Raw genomic sequence first — 20,574 nt, 5'->3', positions numbered from 1 at the left:
AGGCAGAAGAACGCTCATTCGGCCGCGCGCGCCAGGGTGGGGTGCAGCTGTCGGCTCCCGCGTGTGAGCACCAGCAGGTTGCCCGCCACGACCAGGCCGAGGCCAAGGCCGGCTTCCAGGGTCCACTGGTAGCCCTCGAACACGGTGGACAGGGCCAGCGCCACCACCGGGAACATGACAGAGGCATACGACGCCCGGTCGGCGCCGATCCGCCCGAGCAAGGTGAGGTAGCACCAAAACGCCACCACCGAGCCCAGGACCGCGAGATAGAGCAGCGACAGCAGGTAGGGCGCCGAAAGATCAAGGACGAAGGACCGCCCCATGACCACCGCCATGCCCGCCAGGAACAAGGCCCCGTAGCCCATGCCCACAGCGGTGCCTTGCAAGACCGGAATGCCGGCGCGCTGATTGCGACCGGAAATCAGGTTGCCAAACGAGGCGAAAATGGTCGCGGCCACGCACAGCAATAAGCCCTTGAGCGCGCTGTCGGCGAGGGAGAGGTGGCCCAGTTCGGGGGCAAAGATCAGGGCAATGCCGCCCAAGCCCAAGGCAGCTCCCGCCACCACCCGCCCGCGCAGCGGCTGACGGAAGAACAAGGCGCCGAACAAGATGTTGAAGACGACAATGGAGGAGAAGGAAACCGCCACCAAGCCGCTGGTGAGAAGGCCCGTCGCATTATAAAACAGCAGGTAGTTCGCGCAAAACAGGCAAAAGCCGAGGGCAGCGGACCACAGGTGCTGAGAAAGGGAGAAGCGGGGCCATCCGCCTTGAAACCGCGACCACACGAGCATCAGCCCGCTGGCCAGGGCGAAGCGCCACACGAGGGAGACGGCAGGATCAACCACCCCGAGCTGGAACTCGATTGCCAGCCATGTTGATCCCCAAATTAAGACAGTCGTGATATAAAGCAGCGTATTTCTGGAGGGCATGTCCCTATCCTAATCTAAGACGTTGACTGTCTTCGGGGCCGTAGCCGATGTCGGCCATCATGCGGTCGTCGAGGCTCGACAGAAGGGCTTCGCTTTCTTTGCGCTCGGCGCGGGCGGCCATGGCGTCATAATGGCGGGCGAGCCAGCCTTCCATGCGGGATACCATATGGAATACGCCGTGATGTTTTGCGCTCTTTACGCGTGCGGACAGCGGAGCAGAGACGGTAATGCGGTGAGTGGTCATGATGAACCTCCTCGTTGGGATGACTGTCGGGAATGAGAGAGAGCGGGGGGGAGCGGGGGGGAGATGAAGGGTCATCCCCACCAACAAAATCATCTTGCGCCCTGGCCTCTTAAACCACAAACGAGTAATGTTGCCGGGTTGCATGAGGAAAACTAATCCGAAGGACGTGGAGAATGTCGCCTTCGCTTCCCCCCCTTAACGCACTCAGAACGTTTTCCGTTGCCGCGCGGCGGCTGTCCTTCACCTTGGCGGCCCAGGATCTTGGGGTTACGCAAGCCGCCGTCAGCCACCAGATCCGCAGCCTGGAGACTTGGCTGGGCGTTGATCTTTTTCGCCGACGCAACAAACAGGTGGTGCTCACCGAGGCCGGGCAGGTCTATGCCGTGGCGGTGGGACAGGCGCTCGACGAAATCGCCGAGGCCACCGCGGCCCTCGTGCGCCATGACCCGAGAGCGGGCAATCTCACACTGTCCACAATGTCGAGTTTCGCCATCAAGTGGATGGTTCACCGTCTCAGTGCCTTCATCAACACCCACCCTGAGGTGGCCGTCCGCCTGCACACCAGCATGGAACTCGCTTCCTTTGCCGGGGACGGCGTGGACGTGGCGATTCGCATGGCCCGCAAGATCGCCGATGGCCTGCATGCCGATCTGCTGTTGGAGGAAGAGCTGTTTCCGGTGTGCAGTCCGGCCTTGCTGCGCGGCGCGCGTCCGTTGGCCGCGCCGTCCGATCTGCGCTTCCATGTGCTTTTGCAAGACGTGGGGATCTCCTGGGCCTCGTGGCTCGACCCCCTGGGGCTCGGTGGGGTTGATGGCCTGCGACCGGCGCGTGGCCCGGGCTATCTCGATTCGGCCCTGGCCATCCAGGCATGTATCGACGGTCAGGGCGTGATGCTGGGGCGCACCGTGATCGTCGAGGAGGACATCAAGGCCGGCCGTCTGGTCGAGCCCTTCCACTTCCGGGTGCCCAATCCCATGAAATACTGGCTGGTCTGCCCCCCGAGCCACCTCACCCGCCCCGGAGTGCGTTCCTTTCGCGAGTGGATCCTGGCCGAGGCCGAGACCTGGGCCCGCGACCACCCCCCGGGCGCCGTGCTCGTGGCCCAGCCCGGGGCCTGAAAGGTGAGGGGGCTGGGCTCCCAGCCTTCCCTCCTTTTCTGGCCTCAGTCCGGGGTCAAGGACGCCGTTGGTCCTCCCGCCGCGCACACCCGATTGCGCCCCCCTTCCTTGGCCCGGTACAGCGCGTCGTCGGCCCGTTCCAGCACCCTGGCCAGGGATTCGCCGGGGGAGCGTACCGCCACGCCAAACGACGCGGTGATGCTCTGCGTCATCGGCGCCCCAAAGTCGAGCTCGGCCACCGCGCCGCGCAGGCGTTCGGCCATGACGCGCAGGGTTTCCAAGGAACTGCCAACCACGAAGATGGCAAACTCCTCCCCGCCCAGCCGAACCGGCAGATCGCTGGGCCGCATGTCACTCATCAGGCAGCGGGCCACGGCCCGCAAGACCTCATCGCCCTGGGCATGACCATAGCGGTCGTTCACGTGTTTGAAGTGGTCGATGTCGGCCATGATCACCCCCACGGCGGCATGGGGATCGCGGTCGTGCAGATCCATGAGCCGTCCCAGGGCTTCTTGCATGTAATAGCGCGAGAACAAGCCGGTCAGGGGATCGCGGATGGCGGTTTCGTAAAAGCGCTGGCGCTCGAGATCAAGGGCTCGATGCAAGATTTCTCGCTCAACCGCCACTTGGAGAGGCACGGTCATCTGGCGCAGCAGACCTTCCAGGGCGCCGCAGGCGGGCAGGGGGTTTTTTAAGGCTGGGGAGGCGCGGCCTCCCCAGACCCCTCATTCCCTTGATCGCCCTGATTTTGCCCCGGACCTGCCATGAGGTCGCCCCTTGGGATTGAGGCGAGGCTGCCGTATCCTCGAACGCTTTTTCCCCTCTCCAGTCTCCTCAAGGAGCCACCATGACCGAAGGATCCTCCGCCCTCGCCTCCGTTTGCGCCGCCGGGCTGCTGCCGGGCAAGGCGTATGTTGCCGGCGCCTGGATTGACGCCGATGCGGGCGGCACCTTCCCGGTCCTGGATCCGGCAAGCGGGGCCGAGATTGCCCGCGTGCCGGACCTGGGCGCCGCCGAAACCGAACGCGCCGTTGCCGCCGCCGAGGCCGCGTGGCCGGCGTGGCGCTCGCGCACGGCCAAGGAGCGCGCCACTGTGCTCAAGGCGTGGTACGCCCTCATCATGGAGCACCAAGACGCCCTGGCGCTGTTGATGAGCGCCGAGAACGGCAAGCCCCTGACCGAGGCGCGCGGCGAAGTGGCCTACGGCGCCAGCTTTGTGGAGTGGTTTGCCGAGGAAGCCAAGCGCCTGTATGGCGATGTGGTGCCCTCGCACGGCCGCGACAAGCGCCTCTTGGTGCTGCGCCAGCCGATTGGCGTGGTGGCGGCGATCACGCCTTGGAACTTCCCCTCGGCCATGATCACCCGCAAGGTCGCCCCGGCCCTGGCGGCGGGCTGCCCCGTGGTCATCAAGCCGGCCGAGGACACCCCGCTGTCGGCCCTGGCCCTGGCCGTGCTGGCGGAAAAGGCCGGGATGCCTGCCGGCCTTTTCAACGTGGTGACCTCGGCTGATCCGCGCGCCGTGGGCGGGGTTTTGACCGGCAGCCCGGTGGTGCGCAAATTGTCGTTCACCGGTTCGACCGAGGTCGGCAAGATCTTGATGGCCCAGTGCGCTGGCACCGTGAAGAAGGTCTCGCTGGAACTGGGCGGCAACGCGCCCTTTATCGTGTTCGACGATGCCGATCTCGATGCCGCCGTGGCCGGGGCGATTGCCTCCAAGTACCGCAACGCCGGCCAGACCTGTGTGTGCGCCAACCGCTTGTTGATCCAAGACAAGGTCTACGACGCCTTTGCCGAAAAGCTGGCGGCCCATGTGCGGACCATCACGGTGGGCCCGGCTCTGGAAGGCAAGGCGACCCAGGGGCCGCTGATCAATGCCGAGGGGTTGGCCAAGGTCGAGGCCCTGGTTGAGGATGCCCTGGGCAAGGGCGCTTGTGCCCTGGTGGGCGGCAAGCGGCACGCCCTGGGGGGGACCTTCTTTGAACCGACCATCCTGACCAACGTCACCGCCGACATGCGCATTGCCCGCGAGGAGATCTTTGGCCCGGTGGCGCCGCTCTATCGCTTCTCGACCGAGGAAGAGGCGATCCGTCTGGCTAACGACACCCCGTTTGGTCTCGCCGCCTACTTCTATGCCCGCGACGTGGGCCGGGTGTGGCGGGTGGCCGAGGGCCTGGAATACGGCATCGTTGGCATCAACGAGGGCATCATTTCCACCGAGGTGGCGCCGTTTGGCGGCATCAAGGAGTCGGGGATCGGGCGGGAGGGGTCTCGGTACGGGCTCGATGACTTTACGGAGCTGGGGGAGGCTCAATAAATAAAAAAGAAGAGGAGGTCTGGAGGCGTAGCCTCCAGGCGGGGTTCGGGGCGGCAGCCCCGCGTCCCCTGCGGCTTACGGACGCGAACAGCGCGGAAACACGCGAAAAAAGGCCTCGGTACTCAGGGCCTGGAACGCCTCGACGCTTACCCCCTTCAGCTCGGCCACGCGGGCCGCCGTGTGCACCACGTGGGCCGGCTCGTTGCGTTTGCCGCGAAACGGCACCGGCGCGAGGTATGGTGCATCGGTTTCGACGAGCAGGCGCTCGACCGGAACCTCGGCCAGAACATCGCGCACGTTCTGGGCTTTGGGGAAGGTGACAATGCCGGAGATGGAGAGATAAAGCCCGAGATCGAGGGCGGTGCGGGCGAGAGCCGGGCCGGAACTAAAGCAGTGGATCAGACCCGTGAACGGCCCTTTCTTCGCCTCGTCCTCCAAGATCCGCGCCATGTCCTCGTCGGCGTCGCGGGTATGGATGACCACGGGCAAGCCGCTCAAGCGCGCCGCCTCGAGATGGGCGCGAAAGGCGCGCTGCTGGGCCTCGCGCGGGCTGTGGTCGTAGAAGTAGTCGAGACCGGTCTCGCCAAAGCCCACCACCTTGGGCGACTGGGCAAGACGCACCAGGGTTTCGGCGTCGGTTTCCGGTTCCCGCCCCGCCTCGTGCGGATGGATGCCCACCGTGCACCAGACGTTGGGGAACCGCTCGGCCACGGCCAGCACCGCCGGAAAGCGGGTGACATGGGTCCCAATGGTCAGCACGGTGCCGACGCCCGCCGTGTGGGCCCGGGCCACCACCGTGTCCAGGTCCTCGGCGAAGTCGGGAAAATCCAGGTGGCAATGGCTGTCCACCAACATGGTCGTCTTCCTTGTCGCGAACGGGCGTCGTGCGGTCGGAAAAAAACCAAAGGCTGGGGAGGTGAGCCTCCCCAGGCTCCTCGGTCCTGGGGGGTCAGGCCTCCTCGACAAAGCGGGGGAACACCCCAGACGGCGCGGGCAGGACGAGACCGGGCTTGAGGCGATATCCCGGTGCCAGGGTGGCGAAGGTCCGCTCCTCGGGGTCCTGGCCCACCTGTTCGAGCAACCGGCCGGCGCTGTCGGGCACCACGGGCAGCAGGAGCAGGGCCAAGCGACGGATGACCTCGGCCAAAACATAAAGCACGGTGCCCATGCGCGCCACGTCGGTTTTACGCAGGGCCCAGGGGGCCTGACGATCAACGTAGCCGTTGGCGGCGCGCACAACGACCCACACGCTTTCCAGAGCCTCATGGAAGGCTTGACGGTCCAGGGCGGCCCGCATCGTCGGCAACAAGGCCTCGGCCGGCCCCAGAAGGGCCAGATCGTCCTCGGTCAGCGGCCCGGGTTCGGGCACGACGCCCCCGCAGTTGCGTGCGATCATTGAAAGCGTGCGCTGGGCGAGATTGCCCAGGTCGTTGGCCAACTCGCTGTTCATGCGTCCGACCATAGCCCGGTGGCTGAAGTCGCCATCGTTGCCAAACGGCACCTCGCGCAACAGAAAATAGCGCACGGGGTCCAGGCCATAGGTCTCGATCAAAGCCAGGGGGTCGATGACATTGCCGACGCTCTTGGAGATCTTGCGGCCCTCGTTGGTCCACCAGCCGTGGGCAAAGACCCGCTTGGGCGGTTCCAGGCCGGCGGCCATCAGGAAGGCCGGCCAATAGACCGTGTGGAAGCGCAGGATATCCTTGCCGACCATGTGCAAGTCGGCGGGCCAGCGCTCGGCATACTCGCCCGTGGTGTCGGGATAACCGACGGCGGTGATATAGTTGGTCAGGGCGTCGAGCCACACGTACATGATGTGCTTATCGTCACCCGGCACGGGCACGCCCCAGGAGAACGTGGTGCGCGAGACCGACAGGTCGGTCAGCCCCCCCTCGACGAAGCGGATGACTTCGTTTCGCCGGCTCTCGGGGGCAATGAAATCGGGGACGCGAGCGTAATAATCCAGCAGGGGCTGCTGCCACTTGGACAGGCGGAAGAAGTAGCTGGGCTCCTCAACCCACTCGACGGGGGCCCCGCTGGGCGCGCGGAAGCTGCCGTCGGGATCGCGGATGAGTTCGTCCTCGGCATGGAAGGCCTCGTCGCGCACCGAGTACCAGCCCTTGTAGGCCCCAAGATAGATCTCGCCTCGCTCCAGCAAGGTGGTCCACAAGGCCTGACAGGCCTTGATGTGACGCGCCTCGGTGGTGCGGATGAAATCGTCGTTGCTAAAGCCCATGGCCCGGGCCAGATCGCGAAAATTGGCCGACACGCCATCGGTGAAGGTCTGAGGATCGACGCCCGCAGCCTGGGCCGACTTCTCCACCTTTTGGCCGTGCTCGTCGGTGCCGGTCAGAAACTTGACGTCGTAGCCATCAAGACGCTTGAAACGCGCCAGCACATCGCAGGCCAAGGTGGTGTAGGCATGGCCGATGTGGGGCTTGTCATTGACGTAATAAATGGGGGTGGTCAGGGTGTAGCGGGGCTTGGACCCGGCCATGGCGGAGAACTCCCGGATCGGAAGACGAAGGGGCCCTTCCCGTCAGGGAGGCGCGAAGGTCCGCTCCACCAGATGAAAGGCGGACAAGACCGTCTGTTTGCGGTCAAGATGGACGGCGCGGGCCCGCTCGAACAGGGTGGAGACTTTTTCCCACACCTCGACCCAGCGATCAAGGGGGCGGCGGCGAAAAACATAGGCATCACGGCCTCTTCGCCGGGAAGCGCCCCCCCGGGAAGCGCGCCCCCGGAAAGCAAGGCGTGGGCACGAATGGCCCGGGCCAGCCACCACGGCAAAAGATCAGCCAGGGCGGCAAAGGCGGCATCATCGCGCGCGACCAGATCGCCCAGGGCATGCAAGCGCCGAACGTCCAGTCGCCCGCCGCCGGCCATCAGGCCCAGCATTTCCTGACACAAGGCCAAACCGCCTTGAGCCTGAAGGGTCAGGGCACGGCCTAGACTGCCCTCGGCGAGCCCCAGGACCATGCGCCGGTCCTCCCCACCGAGGTCAGGCAAGGCGCGGCCCAGAAGGGTGTCGAGCACCTCGGGCGCCAGGGGCTTGAGGCTTAGGCGCCGACAGCGCGAGCGCACCGTGGCCGGCAGGCGGGCCGGGTTATGGCAAACCAAGAGCAGCAAGGAACGCGGCGGCGGCTCTTCCAAGACCTTGAGCAAGGCGTTGGCCGCGTTGCGGTTCATGGTCTCGGCCTCGTCGATGAGCACAACGCGCCAGCCCCCTTCGGACGAGGTCAGCCCCATGAAGGTGGCAAGATCGCGCACATCGCCCACCACGATTTCCGCCCGGCGCCGCGCCGCCTTGTCCTCCATGAACCCGCGTTCAATGACCCGAAGATCGCCATGCGACCCGGCGGCCACCCGACGAAACACCGGGTCGTCCTCGGCCAGGGCCAAGGAGTCGGGTCGCCCCCCCAGAAGGTCGGCCCCGGCCTCGGGAGGATGGCGCAGGACATGGCGGGCAAAGCGATAGGCAAAGGTCGCCTTGCCAATCCCCTGGGGCCCGGAAATCAGCCACGCGTGGGCCAAGCGCCCGGAGGCCAGCGCTTCCAGAACCGTGTGCTCGGCCTCCTCATGCCMCACCAACTCGGGGTTTTGGCGTGGGCTGCGCTCCGTCACAACGCAACATCCGCGTCGGGAAAGGCGGCAAGGACAAGGGCCAGAAGGCGGTGGTGCACGCTCTCGACATCGGCCCGAGCGTCGATCACGCGGCAGCGACCGCCAGCCTCCCGGGCCAGATCCAAAAAGCCCTGGCGCACCCGCTCATGAAAGTCGCGATCAAACTGTTCGTAGCGCTGCTCCGCCCCGGCTCGCCCCCGGGCCCGCGCGAGGCCCTCGGCCACCGGCAGATCAAGAATCAACGTCAGGTCAGGCTGGAAACCGCCGCACACAAAGGCATGCAAGGCCTCAAGGTCGGCCAAGGGCAGACCATGGCCCGCCCCCTGATAGGCCCGTGTTGAATCGGCAAAGCGGTCACTGACCACCCAGGCGCCGCGCTCCAGGGCTGGCCACACGGTGCGCACCAGATGGTCGCGCCGAGCGGCGGCATGGAGCAAGGCCTCGGTACGGGCATCCCAGCGATCGGGCGTGCCCTCGACGAGCAAGCGGCGCACCGCCTCGGCGCCGGGGGCACCGCCGGGTTCACGGGTTTCAACAACCTCCAGGCCACGCTGGCGCAACGCGGCGACAAGGCGGGCGCGTTGGGTGGTCTTCCCTCCCCCTTCGCCTCCCTCCAAGGTGAGAAAGCGGCCCCGGGCCACGCTCACGCCCCCGGGGCCGGGGCCGGAGCCTCGCTTTCCGACAAAAAGGCGTGGACGCCGCTCATGATGAGATGCCCCATGGACGCAAACAGCCGCCCGACCCACGAGAGGGGCTCGACAGCGGACCCGGCGACCAGGGGAAAGGCCATAGAGGTCATTTCCGGCCCTTCCAGAACCAGCTTGGCCACGGGCGTTCCAGCGGCGATGGGAGCGGGCAGCGGTCCTTCGTACACCACCTTGATGCTCATGTCGCGATGGGCGGCGCGCGGCAAGGTGATGTGCAGGTCCTTGGGCACGACCAGGGGAACCTCGTCCTCGGCGCCCATCCACACCTCGGCCTGGGACACCACTTCGCCGGCCTTGAACAAGGTCACGTTCTCGAAATTGCGAAAGGCCCAGGTGATCAGGCGCTCGGCTTCCTCGGAGCGCTCCATGGTGCTGTTCAGACCGTTGATGACCATGATGACCCGGCGGTCGCCCTGCTTGGCCGAAGCGGTCAGACCATAGCCGGCGATGTTGGTATGCCCAGTTTTGAGGCCGTCTGCCCCCAGGTTCTTGTAAAGCAAGGGATTGCGGTTGTGCTGAACAATCCCGTTATACGTGAATTCGGTCTGGGAGTAGATCGAGTAATAGTTGGGAAAGTCGGTGATAATCCGCTCGGCCAAGGTCGCAAGGTCGCGCGCGGTCATGTAGTGGTTGGGGTCGGGCAGGCCGGTCGCATTGGCAAAGTTGCTGTCGGTCAGACCCAGTTCCTTGGCGCGGCGGGTCATTTGTCGCGCAAAGGTCGCCTCGTCCCCAGCGAGGTTCTCGGCCGCCACCACACAGGCATCATTGCCCGACTGAATGATAATGCCGTGCAGAATATCCTCGACTCGCACGGTCGAGCCCGGCTCCAGGAACATGGTGGACCCGCCGCTGGCCGCTCCCCCCATGCGCCACGCATTTTCGCTGACGGTAAAAACATCGTCAAACGACAAGGAGCCCTCGTGCAAGCGCTCGAAGATCATATAGGCGGTCATCAGCTTGCTCATCGAGGAGGGCGGCATCCGCGCCGCCGAATCCTTGTCGAGAAGGATGGTCTTGGTATCCAAATCCAGCAACAGGGCCTCACGCGCCTTGGTCTCGAAGGCGGCGGCGGGTCCGGCATTCAAAAGTCCCAAGGCGGCGAGCAGCGCCAGAAAGGCCAGCAGGAGAGGACGGCGGGGGGAGGCGATCACGACCTGTCGCTCCATCGGTTGGACCATGTTCTTGCAAACACGCTCGGAAACAGAAGGGGCCGGGGGCTTGAAAGCCTAGCAGCCGGACCCCGGCGAGGCGGTGGCCAGCGCGCGTCAAGAGGACGCTGGCCCGGGCCACGGCATCAGTCCGCGACAATCCGCGCTTCTGGATAGCCTGAAGCCTGGGTATTTCGCAAGATTTGGGACGCCGTATCCGCATCCGGGAAGGGACCCAGCCGGACACGATACAGCACATGGTCGCCAAAATTGACTGGAGCAATCTTGGCGGGCCCCAGACTCCGCAACCGCGTCTGCAAGGCCTTGGCATTGTCCATGCTGGCAAAGGCCCCAATCTGCACGTAACTTCCCTCCGGGGCATCGGCCCAGGTATCACGCGCTGGGACGTCCCGCCCGGCCGAAACATCCTGGCCGGCCGGCCCGGTCGCCCAGCCCGTCACGGGGGCGCGTGCCTCCGCCGCCCCGCGTGACGCCGACGCAGGGGCCGGGCGCGAAGAGGATGATGACGGCGGAAGGGAGACCCGCTCAACACGGGCGCGGGGCGGCGGGCTATCTAACGCCACGGTTTCCACCGTGCCACGCGGCGCGGCAACCGGCGGGGCCTCGGCGACAGCGGTGCCACTCAGGGCCTGAGCCTTGGCCTGCCGACTCTCCCAAGCCAGAACCTGCACCCGCACCTTGGTGCGCCCAGCCCGCTCGAAGCCCAAGGCCCGGGCCGCCGCGCGCGACATGTCGATAATGCGATCATTGACAAAAGGGCCGCGGTCGTTCACCCGCACGATGATCGAGCGCCCGTTGGCAAGATTGGTCACCTGAACAATGGAGGGCAAAGGCAAGATGGTATGAGCGGCGCTCAGGCGGTCCTGATCGAACACCTCGCCGTTGGCCGTGCGCTTACCGTGAAAGTCGCTGCCGTACCACGAGGCCTCACCGACTTCATTATAGTCGTAGTCTTCGCGGGGATAATACCAGCGCCCGCCGATCTGGTAGGGCTTGCCAATCTTGTAGGTTCCCCCCTCACCCGAGGGCCGGGCGCCGCCTCCGGTTGCCGGCCCCCCCGAGGGCGTCTCGGCACAGGCCGCCACAAAGCAGGAGAGGCCCAAAACCCCCCAAAGAAGTAAACGGCGAGGCGGTGCGGCAGACATGGGAGCGCTGACTTTCGTGCGCGAGGCCAAAAAAAGGATCACGGCGTGAGGGCGCGCAGGGCGTCAAGCACAGACGTGTCGGCGTAGCCATCGGCCGGACGCCCGAGCCCCGCCTGAAAGGCCCGAAGGGCCGCCCGGGTGCGAGCGCCGATCAGACCATCGGGCTCCCCCACATCATGCCCCAGTTGCCCCAGACGGGTTTGGATTTCGCGCACCTCACTGGTGCGCAAGGACCGGTCATCCAGAGGAGGCGGCTGCACCAAAGGCCCAGCGCCGGCCAAGCGATCGGCCAGGTAGCCCGCCGCGAGACCGTAGAAAATCGACTTGTTCCAGCGCAGAATAACATTGAAATTATCGTAAACAATAAACGCCGGCCCGCGCACGCCCGAGGGCAAAAGAATCGCGCCAGACAGCGTCGCCCCCTCGGGCAACGGCGCACCAGCCGCTGTCAAGACCCCCAGCGCCTGCCAGCGGGCCACCGGTTGCGGCTGGTCAAGGCCGGTGAGCGCCAGATCAAGCCCGGGCGGCAGCCGAACTTCCCGCCCCCAGGGCTCGCGCGGGTTCCAGCCCAGGGCGTGCAAATAGGCCGCGCCCGACGCCAGGGCATCGGCGCTGCTTTGCCAGGGATCGCGCCGCCCGTCCCCATCCCCATCGACAGCATGGGCGACAAAGGTCGAGGGCATAAACTGGGTCTGCCCCATGGCCCCGGCCCAAGACCCGATCAGGCGCTCGCGCGGCACATCGCCAGCCTCCAAGATGCGCAGGGCATCAAGTAACTGGGCCTTGAAGAAGGTCCCACGCCGGCCCTCGTAAGCCAAGGTCGCCAAGGTATCGATGACCGGGGTGCTGCCAATGATGGCCCCAAAGCTGGTCTCCAACCCCCACAACGCCACCAACACCGGGCCCGGCACCCCCGTCGCCTGCTCCAACCGCCCGAGCAAGGCGGCATGAACCTGAAGCAACTCTCGCCCTCATACCGCCAACCTCGCGAGCGTGCCCGATTACACCCTGAGCACGTCAAGTGCGGCCCTGGAACGGATCGCAGCGTGTGGCGGCACCTATAGCACCGGGTCCGCCGCTGGGTTGTGGGCGGTGGCCCTCACTGAGTCCGACACCACCTTCTACGCCAACACCGGCGGCCGCCTGGCCAAGGTGTGAGGAGGACACATGTACGCGACTGCTAAAGGCGCCATTATCGAAGCTTTACCGCCCGATTTGGCTGACTCCAGCGACGACACCCTAGCCGGCCACGGAATCTACCACGTGCGCGAAAGCACCCTGGCGTCTTTCGATTCGGCCACGCAGGCCCTGACCATGGACGGCGCCGCTTGGGGATATGACGAGAGCGGTTCCCTTCCGGTGATCACCCTAGCCTGGGCCGTGCGCTCCTTGACCGAGGCCGAGCTTCTGGCCCGGGCCCGGGCGCGGCGGCCCGAGATCGTGCGCCGGCTGCACGAGATCGACGCCGCGTCGATCCGTCCGGCGCGGGCGGTTGCCGCCGCACTGGCCCAGGGGAGCGCGCCCGATCCCGCCGACGTGGCCAAGGTGGCGGCCCTCGACGCCGAGGCCCAGGCCCTGCGCGGCCAATTGGTTCCCGAGGCAACTGCTTTGCCGTAGCCAGTAGGCGGCCTACCCACCTTCAGTAGCCCGCCGAAGCGGGCTTTTTATTGGAGAAACTCCTGATGGACACGACCCTGAATGACCTCCTGACCCTTTGGCCAGTGCTGCTGGCTCTTGCCGGCGCGGTCGGCTGGCTCCACCGGGCCTTGGCTCAGCTGGAAGCACGTCAGTCCGATCAACGGGCGCGGCTCTACGACCGCATGGACCGCTTCTGTGAGCGCGTCGAAGCGCGCTTCGTCCCGCGCGATGTGTGCGACGCTCGGCACCGGGCGCCGTCGGCAGCAGAGTAATGGCCATGACCACTGTTGACCAAATCCTCACCGACATCGTGCGCCGCGAAGGCGGGCTGGTTGATCACCCCGCCGATCCCGGCGGCATCACCAACCATGGCATTTCCCTGTGCTACGCCAAGGGCATTGGCCTTGACCTGGACGGCGACGGCGATACCGACGCGGACGACATCCGCCGGGTGACGCCGGCGGAGGCCGTTGAACGCTTCCGAGAGGACTTTTACCTGTCCCCCCGGATTCACACCCTTCCGGCCGCGCTCCAGCCGGTCCTGGTGGACTGGGCGGTCAACAGCGGTTCCGCGCCCCCGATCCTGGCGCTTCAACGGGCCCTTAATCAGGTGGTCGCGACGGCCGCCGATCTGTTCCCGGGTCTCGAAGCCATCACGGAGGATGGGCGCATCGGGCCCAGGACCCGGGCCCGCGCCCAGGCCGTGCTCGATCAGGTTCCGGCCGCCGTGATCGTCAACGAAATCTGCGACGCGCGCGTGCGGTTTTACCGCGCCCTGGCCGGTGCCCGTCCGTCGCAGCGCGTGTTCCTGCGCGGCTGGCTGGCTCGGGCCAACGCTTTTCGGGAGGTGGTGCGATGATCGGAGTAATTGCCAAGCTGCTGGGCGGGCCGCTGGTTTCCTTGGCCGGTGACATCGCGGCCAGGGTTGCGCCCAACAAGGACGCCCTGGCCGCGCAAGGCCACGGCGAAACCATGACTACCCTGCAAGGCTACGCCGCCGAGTTCACGGCGACGCGGCCCAACCGCACGTGGTGGGATAGCTTTGTCGATGGCCTGAACCGCTTGCCGCGCCCCTTTATGGCTTTCGGGGTGCTGGCGGTGATGGCCTGGGCGCCCTTGGACCCGATCGGCTTCGCGGAGGCCATGCGGGTCTACGCCCTGGTGCCCGAGTGGTTGACCGGCCTTCTTGGGGGTGTGGCTGCCTTTTACTTCGCGGCGCGGCACCTCGAGAAGCGCCTGGACGCGAAGAGCGTTGCGCCCGCCGAAGTGGCCCAGGTGATGGCCGACGTGGCCGCGCTCAAAGCCATGGGCGCCCCGACGCCCCCACCGGAAGCTGCGTCGATGGGCGACGGGGATTTTCGATTTGCAATGAGCAGCCCGGAGCCAATGCCGGATGGCGCCATCGCCGAATGGAACCGTCGGCGCAAGGCGGGGCGCCACTGATCTACGCAGAGTTTGTACCCTTCCGGCGAACTGTCCGGTGATTCCGGTCGGTTCGCCGGGCATTTTGTCCGTATGTCAAGCGGCTTGGTGTGTTTGGAAATTCCAGTCAGGCTAGACACTGGCGTCGCATCATATTGAGATACAACGACGCGAACAAACGTGGAAAAGTGACTAATACCTTTGTTATTAAACAAGAAGCGCCGGACTTTTAATCAGCGGGTCGCGCGTTCGAGTCGCGCCGGGCTCACCAATGAAGAAATAAGCCCCTGAAATCACTGCGATTTCGGGGGCTTTTTCTTGCGTGGGTCAGGGCGCGGGCAGCGCAATTCCGGGAGGAGGAGCGCAGGCTCTTGCGCCGACTTCAGCCAAAAAAGGGTCGGCGGTGCTGCCCCCGCCGAGCCCATAACGAATCGCCCCCCTAGGACGGCCGGCAGCGGCTCCGGCATAGGGCGATTGCAGGGGAGAAGTGTACCGCCCCAGGGGAGGGTGGGCAATCATGTTCACCGAGATCAGTGTAGAGAGAAAGGTCAGTGCAAAAGAAGGCCGGGGAGGCGCGGCCTCCCCAGACCCCTCGGTCTGTTTGGTTTTTCAGGTCTAGCGGAGTGTCTGGGGAGGCGGGAGGTCGTCCCCAGTCTGTCCCTCGGTCAGCCCCGTACACCAATTCCCMTGCTCTCACCACTCGTAACCATGCGGGCATAGTGCGCCACGGGACGCTGCTGTGGCGTAGGTCGGGTTGAGGACAGGGCGGCCCGGGAGACGCCGCCGCTCCCGGGCCAGATCGCCCCCCTAGGAGGACCGGCGGCGGTCTCGGCATAGGGTGATCCACGGGCGTATTGTAGCTGGATACCCCCGGAAAAACCAGCACCGATCCGTCTGTCAGCGAGGCGGTGACTCAGCCAAGAGGTGGTTCATCCCTGCGCATGCAGGGGATACATGACGTCTTTCTGGTCGGCCTTGAGAGCGTCAGGTTCATCCCTGCGCATGCAGGGGATACAAGTCCCCCTGGACACCAAGCTTCTCCCACGAGGGTTCATCCCTGCGCATGCAGGGGATACGTCATTCCCGACTGTGGCCGCGAGGTCCCATAGGGTTCATCCCTGCGCATGCAGGGGATACAGCAGCGCGGGAAATGGCACGATATAGTCCTTGGGTTCATCCCTGCGCATGCAGGGGATACGTAGCGCATCTGCGGCCACAGATCAGAGTCCTGGGTTCATCCCTGCGCATGCAGGGGATACTCGCTGCGCGTCGATGTGCGGGTTGCGGACCAGGGTTCATCCCTGCGCATGCAGGGGATACCCTCCCTGTAAGGGATTGGCAGGAATGGGGGAATGAGTCAAGGACTTTCAGGGTTCTTGGGGTTTGTTGTTAATGGGGCAATGGTGGGGCGTTTTACACGGAGAGTCGGGGAGGGGGGAAGGATTGGGGGGGAGTTCCATGGGCTTTTTTAAGATGGGATTCTTCATGAAGCCTTGAGAGGGGTGGTCCTTAAGGGGCTGCCTGGGCGGGGGCGGCAAGGTCGCGGGGGGTGGAAAAAATTTGGGGACAAGATCGGTTGATGGATTGCGTTTGTGCTCGTTGTTGGTCATTTTGAATGATGTAAAAATCTTTAAGGGAATATCCGGGGCAGACCATGCTGAAGGGCAGGCTAGGGCTTGAAAAGGCGCGCATTCCTCATAAAAGCCGTCATGGGCTTGTTTATCTTGAATACTGCCGTCTCTCTATTGATAACGGGAGCCTGACCCTGCGCTACGACGAGAGTGGGGAAGAAGCAGAGCTTCCCTATCAGGCGGTGAGTGCCATTCTTTTGGGGCCCGGCACAACGATCACGCACGACGCGATCCGTCATCTTTCCGCGCATGGCACCGCCTTCATGGCGGTAGGGAGTGAGGGGACTCGGCTTTATACGGCGCCGCCGCTGTTTGAGCGTTCCGCCGATCTTGCCCACAAGCAGGCGGTTTATTTTGCCTCGGACACCACGCGGTTGATGGTTGCGTTGCGGATGTACGAGAAGCGCTTTGGCGAGCGGCCCCGCGTTTCTTCTCTGGATGCTTTGCGCGGGATGGAGGCGCAGCGGATCAAACGTTCGTATGAACTGTTGGCGGCGCAGGAAAAAATCGACTGGAAAGGCCGTCACTTCGATCGCGGTGCGCCAGAGGCGGCCGATCTCCCCAACCAAGCCATCAATCACGCGGTCACAGCCTTGGAGGCAGCGGTCGCCATCGGTGTGGCGGCGACGGGCACGGTGCCCCAACTGGGCTTTCTCCACGAGGCTCCCGGCATCGCCTGGACCTTGGACCTGTGCGATCTCTACCGGACCACGGTTACTGTTCCCCTGGCCTTTCGGGCCGTGCGCGAGATCAACGAGGGTCGCCATCCCAACCAGCGTTTGGAGCGTGTGGTTCGTTTGATGATGGCCCGCGCCCTGACCCGCTCCTCCCTGATTGATACCGTGATCGACGACATCAAGGAGATTCTGGCCTGATGATCCTCATTTGCGCGTCCAACACGGTGGATCGGGTCCATGGCTTCCTGCGCTCATGCATGCTCAATCCCCATCCCGGGGTCTATGTCAGCGTGACCCTGGACGCGGGAAGCCGAGAGCGCGTTTGGACCATCCTCGAGGGCTGGTGGAACGCCGAACCCCAGGGAACCCTCCTTATGATGTATAAAGCCAAGGAAAAACCCATGGGACTCGACTTCCGATCCTTGGGAGTCCCCAAAAGAACCGTCGTCGAACGCGACGGCATTTATATGTTGATAACAAAGACCAAGAACACGGAAAGTCCTTGACTCATTCCCCCATTCCTGCCAATCCCTTACAGGGAGGGTATCCCCTGCATGCGCAGGGATGAACCCTCGCCCTCGGCCTCGAAGATCACTCCCGCCGCGTATCCCCTGCATGCGCAGGGATGAACCCTCCCCCTCATGGCCGAGGAGGTGCGACCCCTCGTATCCCCTGCATGCGCAGGGATGAACCCAAGGTCACTTTACCCCAAGGAGTGCTTTTGCGCGTGGGCGGGGTTTTTGGTAGTGGTCGGAGGTGGCAACACCCTCTATAATCTGACTGCTAGCCCCGCTGCTGACTCGACCCTGGGTTCCCAAGGCGGTGGAGTGGTTGACGGTAGAGGGTTCCTGCCGTCAACTTGGCCGATGGTGTAGAGAAATCCCACGTCGCGTGTCCCCTGCTTGCAGAGGCAAAGCCCCTGAGTCTGGGAGGGTGGTGCGCGGCGTTTTTGGAGCAAGGGGCTCTGCGCTTGCTTCCTCTCTCTGAGGAGAGGCGCCATACTCCTCTCATGCCGCCCTATGCCGAAGCCGCTGCCGGCTGCCCTAGGGGGGCGGCTGGGTCCGGGCGGAGGCAGCTTCGCCGGACCACCCTTTTCTCGCCCGTTCTGGAGACGAGAAACACGGATTTTCCGTCTCTAAAGGAATCGAGGGGTCTGGGGAGGCCGCGCCTCCCCAGCCTTCCTTTCCTCGTGGCCTTTTTTCCGGGGCCCTCACGTCTTCTCGAAAACCCACGACAACCCTTCATCGCAGGCATAGCGGACCTGAACAGGGCGGCCGTTGTAAAGGCCGGAGCCGACCCATCCGTTGTCTGGATCGGGGGTGAGGCACAGAACCGGGGTGAAGGAGAGGCGGCGGCGTTGGGCGAGGGGCAGGAGGGCGGCGAGGGCATCGAGAAAGGCTTGGTCGGTGGCTGGGGGGAGGAGGGGCTGGGGGACGCGCAGAAGGGAGCGGTCGAGATCCTCGCCAAGGAAGGCGGGGCCGGTGTCGCGGTGGGTGGCGAGGGCGACGGGGGCGGAGTCTCCGAGGCGGGTTGGGGGATGCTCTTCGTCGGGGCTGGAGCCGAGGATGCCGTTCTCTTGCCAGTCTTGGAGCAGGCCGTTGCGAAAGGCCAGGGTGTTGTGCCGGGCTTGGGCGCGCTCGGCCACGCCTTTTCCCTCGTTTTGGTTATGGCGGGGGTGCAGGGCTGGGGGGACGTTGGCGCACAGGGTATTGGTCTCGGCGTAGACGCTTTCCAGGAGGGGGCGGGCGTCTTCTTCGGGTTTCAGGGGGCCGGTGCTGGGTCGTCCGGGGATGGTTGTGGGGTCGATGAGATGGCGGGCGCCGAGCCATAGGCGGGCGTCGTCGGGGTAGAGGCGCTGGGAGCGGGGGAGGACGCGGGCGAGCCAGCCTTGGGGGCCGGCGTGGTCGGCGTCGTCGAGAGGGGGCATAAGGAGGAAGGCGGGGCTATCGGGGCGCTGGTCGGCGTGGCCTTGGGGAAGGCGGGCGCCTTGGGCATCGCGGGCATGACGGCGGCGGCGGCCCAGGCGTTGCAGCACGACGTCGGCGGGGGCGAGATCGCTGATCCACTCGTCAAAATCCAGATCCAGGCTTTGTTCGGCCACTTGGGTGGTGATCAGAACGCGTCCTGCCCGATCGGCGGGGGTGCTGTCCTTGCCAAACAGGGCTAGCACGGTGCGTTCGATCCGGGCGCGGTCGTGGGGGAGGTAGCGGGCGTGGAACAAGAGGGGGGGTGGTAGGCCGGCTTCGGTCAAGCGCGGGGCCAAGGCTTGGGCGGTTGCGCGGGCATCGTGGACGGTGTTGCGAAACCAGACGACGCAGCGGCCTTGGCTGGCCCAGTCGACCACCGCATCCTCGAGGGGGGCCTCGGCGTGCTGGGCCTGGAGGTGGACCGGGCGGGCGGGCTGGCGTAGGGGGACTGGGGTTTCCACGCGGCCCTGGGCGTGGTGGAGGGTGAGGAGGGGGAAGGCCTGTGACCCGGTGCTTGGCGCGGCGCGGTTGGGCCAGCCGGCGCCGTCGGCGAAGGCGGCGACCAGTTGTTCGCGCAGGCGGGTGGGCAAGGTGGCCGACATCAAGATGGCGGGATCGCCTTGGGCGGCGTGGTGGCGCAAAAGCTGCTCCAGGGCGCCCAGCATATAGTCGTCGTAGGCGTGCACTTCGTCCACCAGCAGGACCTTGCGCCACAGGCCCCAGAGGCGCACCGGGCCATGGCGCACGCGCAGGGCGCCCATCAAGGCTTGGTCCACGGTGCCGACGCCGGCTGGACTGAGCAAGGCGCGTTTGCTGCCTTGGGTGAACCACGCCTGGGCGTCGCCTTCGCCGGTTTCGAGGGCGGCGCGGCTGGCGACGGCGTGGAAGGCCTCGCTGTGGGCGCGTCGGCCATGGGCGAGCATGAACGAGGGGATGGTGGCGAACAGGCGCTCTAGCACGTCTTTCTTGCGCTGGAAGGCGCTTTCGGCGGTGGCGGTGGTGGGCAGGCCGGCATAGAACCCCCAGGCGCGGCCGGCGGTGAGCAGGCGATGGATGATCAGGTCGCCGGCCTCGGTTTTGCCGGCGCCTGGGGCGTCTTCGACAATGACCAGGAGGGCGCCTTCGGGCAGGACAGCGGGGTCCACGTGGCGGGCGCAGGCGGCTTGCAAGGGGGTGGGGCTGCTGGCCAGCCCGGGAAAGAGGGCGGCGAAGTCGAGCAGCGGGGCCGGGGCGGGCGGTGTCATGCCGGTGGGGGCCAGATCGGCCAGCAGGCGGCGGGCGGTGGGCTGGGCGTGGGTGTTGTAATAGTCGGCGAGGTCGAGGGGCTCGGCGTGGTAGGCAAAGGCCTCGGCCGAGCCTAGCCAGTCGCAGACGGAAAACAGGCCGTTGAGGGTGTAGGACAGCCGCTCGCAGGCCTCTTGCGTGGGCAACGCGCCGGACGGGGCGAACAAGGCCCGCATTTCCTCATGAAAAACCTGGGCCGCCTCCAGATCGGCGTCGGTTAGCCATGGGCTGAACTGGCTCAGGGTCGGTCCGGTGGTGGGCGGCTGTACCCCGTGGTGGCCGGTGGCGGCGGCGATGAGGGCGGCGACGCGGCTGAACTCGGTTCGGACGGCGGGGGCCGGGCCGAGACCGCGCTTGGCGTCGCGCCACAAGGTTCGCCAGAGCACAAACCCCAGGGTGTCGTGTCCCGCTTGGCGGCGGTCATAGGGGGCGACCGTCGCCTTGACCCCCAGGGCTTCGGCCAGATCGGGGCGCAGGTGCTGAAACGCTCCCGATACCTTGCCCAGATCGTGCAGGGCCAGGACCATCAAGAGCAGGCGTCTGGTGTCGTCGCGGGCCAAGCCCAGGCCGGCCGCCAGGGCTTCCAGGAGTCCGGGCCAAGCCTCAAAGGCGGCGTCCAGCACCGCCGCCACGTCTAGGCCATGGTAGGTCAAGCGGTGCCAGGGTGTGGAGCCCGCCTTGCCCCAGCGTTGCAGGCAATCCATG

The 20,574-nt window shown here is 65.7% G+C and carries 20 protein-coding genes and 1 CRISPR repeat array; of the genes, 9 read left to right on the top strand and 11 right to left on the bottom strand.

Features of this window, described 5'->3' with window-relative positions; all coding sequences use genetic code 11:
• Positions 1-14 precede the first annotated feature (14 nt).
• Together RSPPHO_RS07045 and RSPPHO_RS07040 are read right to left on the bottom strand one after the other, a co-directional pair.
• Positions 15-929, bottom strand: a complete 915-nt coding sequence (locus RSPPHO_RS07045) for a DMT family transporter (protein WP_014414576.1) — start codon at positions 927-929, stop codon at positions 15-17.
• A 4-nt stretch (positions 930-933) separates the two neighbouring features.
• The gene (locus RSPPHO_RS07040; RefSeq protein WP_014414575.1) at positions 934-1,173 is read right to left on the bottom strand and encodes a DUF1127 domain-containing protein; all 240 of its coding nucleotides are present in this window, start codon (positions 1,171-1,173) and stop codon (positions 934-936) included.
• A 173-nt stretch (positions 1,174-1,346) separates the two neighbouring features.
• On the opposite strand from RSPPHO_RS07040, the gene gcvA reads away from it, so the two are divergent.
• Positions 1,347-2,291 (top strand): transcriptional regulator GcvA, encoded by a 945-nt coding sequence (gcvA, locus tag RSPPHO_RS07035; protein ID WP_014414574.1) that lies wholly within the window; start codon positions 1,347-1,349, stop codon positions 2,289-2,291.
• Between the two features lie 44 nt (positions 2,292-2,335).
• On the opposite strand, the gene RSPPHO_RS07030 is transcribed toward gcvA, so the two are convergent.
• Entirely contained in the window at positions 2,336-2,935 is a 600-nt protein-coding gene (locus tag RSPPHO_RS07030) for a GGDEF domain-containing protein (protein WP_014414573.1), read from the bottom strand.
• Positions 2,936-3,138: 203 nt separating this feature from the next.
• Here RSPPHO_RS07030 and RSPPHO_RS07025 point away from each other — a divergent pair, with 203 nt between their 5' ends.
• Positions 3,139-4,605, top strand: a complete 1,467-nt coding sequence (locus RSPPHO_RS07025; RefSeq protein ID WP_041794697.1) for an NAD-dependent succinate-semialdehyde dehydrogenase — start codon at positions 3,139-3,141, stop codon at positions 4,603-4,605.
• Positions 4,606-4,680: 75 nt separating this feature from the next.
• On the opposite strand, the gene RSPPHO_RS07020 is transcribed toward RSPPHO_RS07025, so the two are convergent.
• From RSPPHO_RS07020 to RSPPHO_RS06990, 7 genes are all read right to left on the bottom strand, one after another.
• Positions 4,681-5,460, bottom strand: coding sequence for a TatD family hydrolase (locus RSPPHO_RS07020; protein WP_041794696.1), 780 nt, complete (start codon positions 5,458-5,460; stop codon positions 4,681-4,683).
• 94 nt (positions 5,461-5,554) lie between these two features.
• The gene (gene metG, locus RSPPHO_RS07015; protein ID WP_014414571.1) at positions 5,555-7,102 is read right to left on the bottom strand and encodes a methionine--tRNA ligase; all 1,548 of its coding nucleotides are present in this window, start codon (positions 7,100-7,102) and stop codon (positions 5,555-5,557) included.
• Positions 7,072-8,229, bottom strand: a complete 1,158-nt coding sequence (locus RSPPHO_RS07010) for a DNA polymerase III subunit delta' (RefSeq protein ID WP_014414570.1) — start codon at positions 8,227-8,229, stop codon at positions 7,072-7,074. Before RSPPHO_RS07010 ends, metG begins: the two co-directional genes overlap by 31 nt.
• Positions 8,226-8,870: a dTMP kinase gene (tmk, locus tag RSPPHO_RS07005; protein WP_041794695.1), complete on the bottom strand. Its 645-nt coding sequence runs from the start codon at positions 8,868-8,870 to the stop codon at positions 8,226-8,228. Before tmk ends, RSPPHO_RS07010 begins: the two co-directional genes overlap by 4 nt.
• Positions 8,871-8,872: 2 nt before the next feature.
• Positions 8,873-10,114, bottom strand: coding sequence for a D-alanyl-D-alanine carboxypeptidase family protein (locus RSPPHO_RS07000; RefSeq protein ID WP_014414568.1), 1,242 nt, complete (start codon positions 10,112-10,114; stop codon positions 8,873-8,875).
• A gap of 116 nt (positions 10,115-10,230) precedes the next feature.
• The gene (locus RSPPHO_RS06995; RefSeq protein ID WP_041794694.1) at positions 10,231-11,250 is read right to left on the bottom strand and encodes a septal ring lytic transglycosylase RlpA family protein; all 1,020 of its coding nucleotides are present in this window, start codon (positions 11,248-11,250) and stop codon (positions 10,231-10,233) included.
• Between the two features lie 38 nt (positions 11,251-11,288).
• Positions 11,289-12,212: a lytic murein transglycosylase gene (locus RSPPHO_RS06990; protein ID WP_014414566.1), complete on the bottom strand. Its 924-nt coding sequence runs from the start codon at positions 12,210-12,212 to the stop codon at positions 11,289-11,291.
• A gap of 31 nt (positions 12,213-12,243) precedes the next feature.
• Here RSPPHO_RS06990 and RSPPHO_RS19770 point away from each other — a divergent pair, with 31 nt between their 5' ends.
• From RSPPHO_RS19770 to cas2e, 7 genes are all read left to right on the top strand, one after another.
• Positions 12,244-12,408 carry a hypothetical protein gene (locus RSPPHO_RS19770; protein ID WP_014414565.1) on the top strand — a complete coding sequence of 55 codons (165 nt, stop codon included), beginning with the start codon at positions 12,244-12,246 and terminating at the stop codon, positions 12,406-12,408.
• Positions 12,409-12,417: 9 nt separating this feature from the next.
• Complete coding sequence (locus tag RSPPHO_RS06985; protein WP_014414564.1) at positions 12,418-12,867, top strand: hypothetical protein; 450 nt, start codon at positions 12,418-12,420, stop codon at positions 12,865-12,867.
• A gap of 65 nt (positions 12,868-12,932) precedes the next feature.
• Positions 12,933-13,160, top strand: a complete 228-nt coding sequence (locus RSPPHO_RS06980; protein ID WP_041794693.1) for a hypothetical protein — start codon at positions 12,933-12,935, stop codon at positions 13,158-13,160.
• 5 nt (positions 13,161-13,165) lie between these two features.
• On the top strand, positions 13,166-13,747 hold the full coding sequence (locus RSPPHO_RS06975; RefSeq protein WP_242390590.1) for a glycoside hydrolase family 108 protein: 582 nt from the start codon (positions 13,166-13,168) through the stop codon (positions 13,745-13,747).
• On the top strand, positions 13,744-14,331 hold the full coding sequence (locus RSPPHO_RS06970) for a 3TM-type holin (protein WP_014414562.1): 588 nt from the start codon (positions 13,744-13,746) through the stop codon (positions 14,329-14,331). Before RSPPHO_RS06975 ends, RSPPHO_RS06970 begins: the two co-directional genes overlap by 4 nt.
• A gap of 904 nt (positions 14,332-15,235) precedes the next feature.
• A CRISPR array of direct repeats spans positions 15,236-15,630; the repeat unit is 29 nt; unit sequence GGGTTCATCCCTGCGCATGCAGGGGATAC.
• Between the two features lie 334 nt (positions 15,631-15,964).
• The gene (gene cas1e / locus RSPPHO_RS06965; RefSeq protein WP_014414561.1) at positions 15,965-16,816 is read left to right on the top strand and encodes a type I-E CRISPR-associated endonuclease Cas1e; all 852 of its coding nucleotides are present in this window, start codon (positions 15,965-15,967) and stop codon (positions 16,814-16,816) included.
• Positions 16,816-17,124 carry a type I-E CRISPR-associated endoribonuclease Cas2e gene (cas2e, locus tag RSPPHO_RS06960; protein WP_014414560.1) on the top strand — a complete coding sequence of 103 codons (309 nt, stop codon included), beginning with the start codon at positions 16,816-16,818 and terminating at the stop codon, positions 17,122-17,124. The genes cas1e and cas2e overlap by 1 nt, the downstream gene beginning before the upstream one ends.
• 704 nt (positions 17,125-17,828) lie before the next feature.
• Here cas2e and RSPPHO_RS06955 read toward each other — a convergent pair.
• The gene (locus RSPPHO_RS06955) at positions 17,829-20,573 is read right to left on the bottom strand and encodes a CRISPR-associated helicase/endonuclease Cas3 (protein WP_014414559.1); all 2,745 of its coding nucleotides are present in this window, start codon (positions 20,571-20,573) and stop codon (positions 17,829-17,831) included.
• Position 20,574: the final 1 nt, after the last annotated feature.

The sequence above is a fragment of the Pararhodospirillum photometricum DSM 122 genome (assembly GCF_000284415.1).
GTDB lineage: Bacteria > Pseudomonadota > Alphaproteobacteria > Rhodospirillales > Rhodospirillaceae > Pararhodospirillum > Pararhodospirillum photometricum.
The sequence above is the reverse complement of the archived record's forward strand: the minus strand, read 5'-3'. Positions and strand labels throughout refer to the sequence as shown.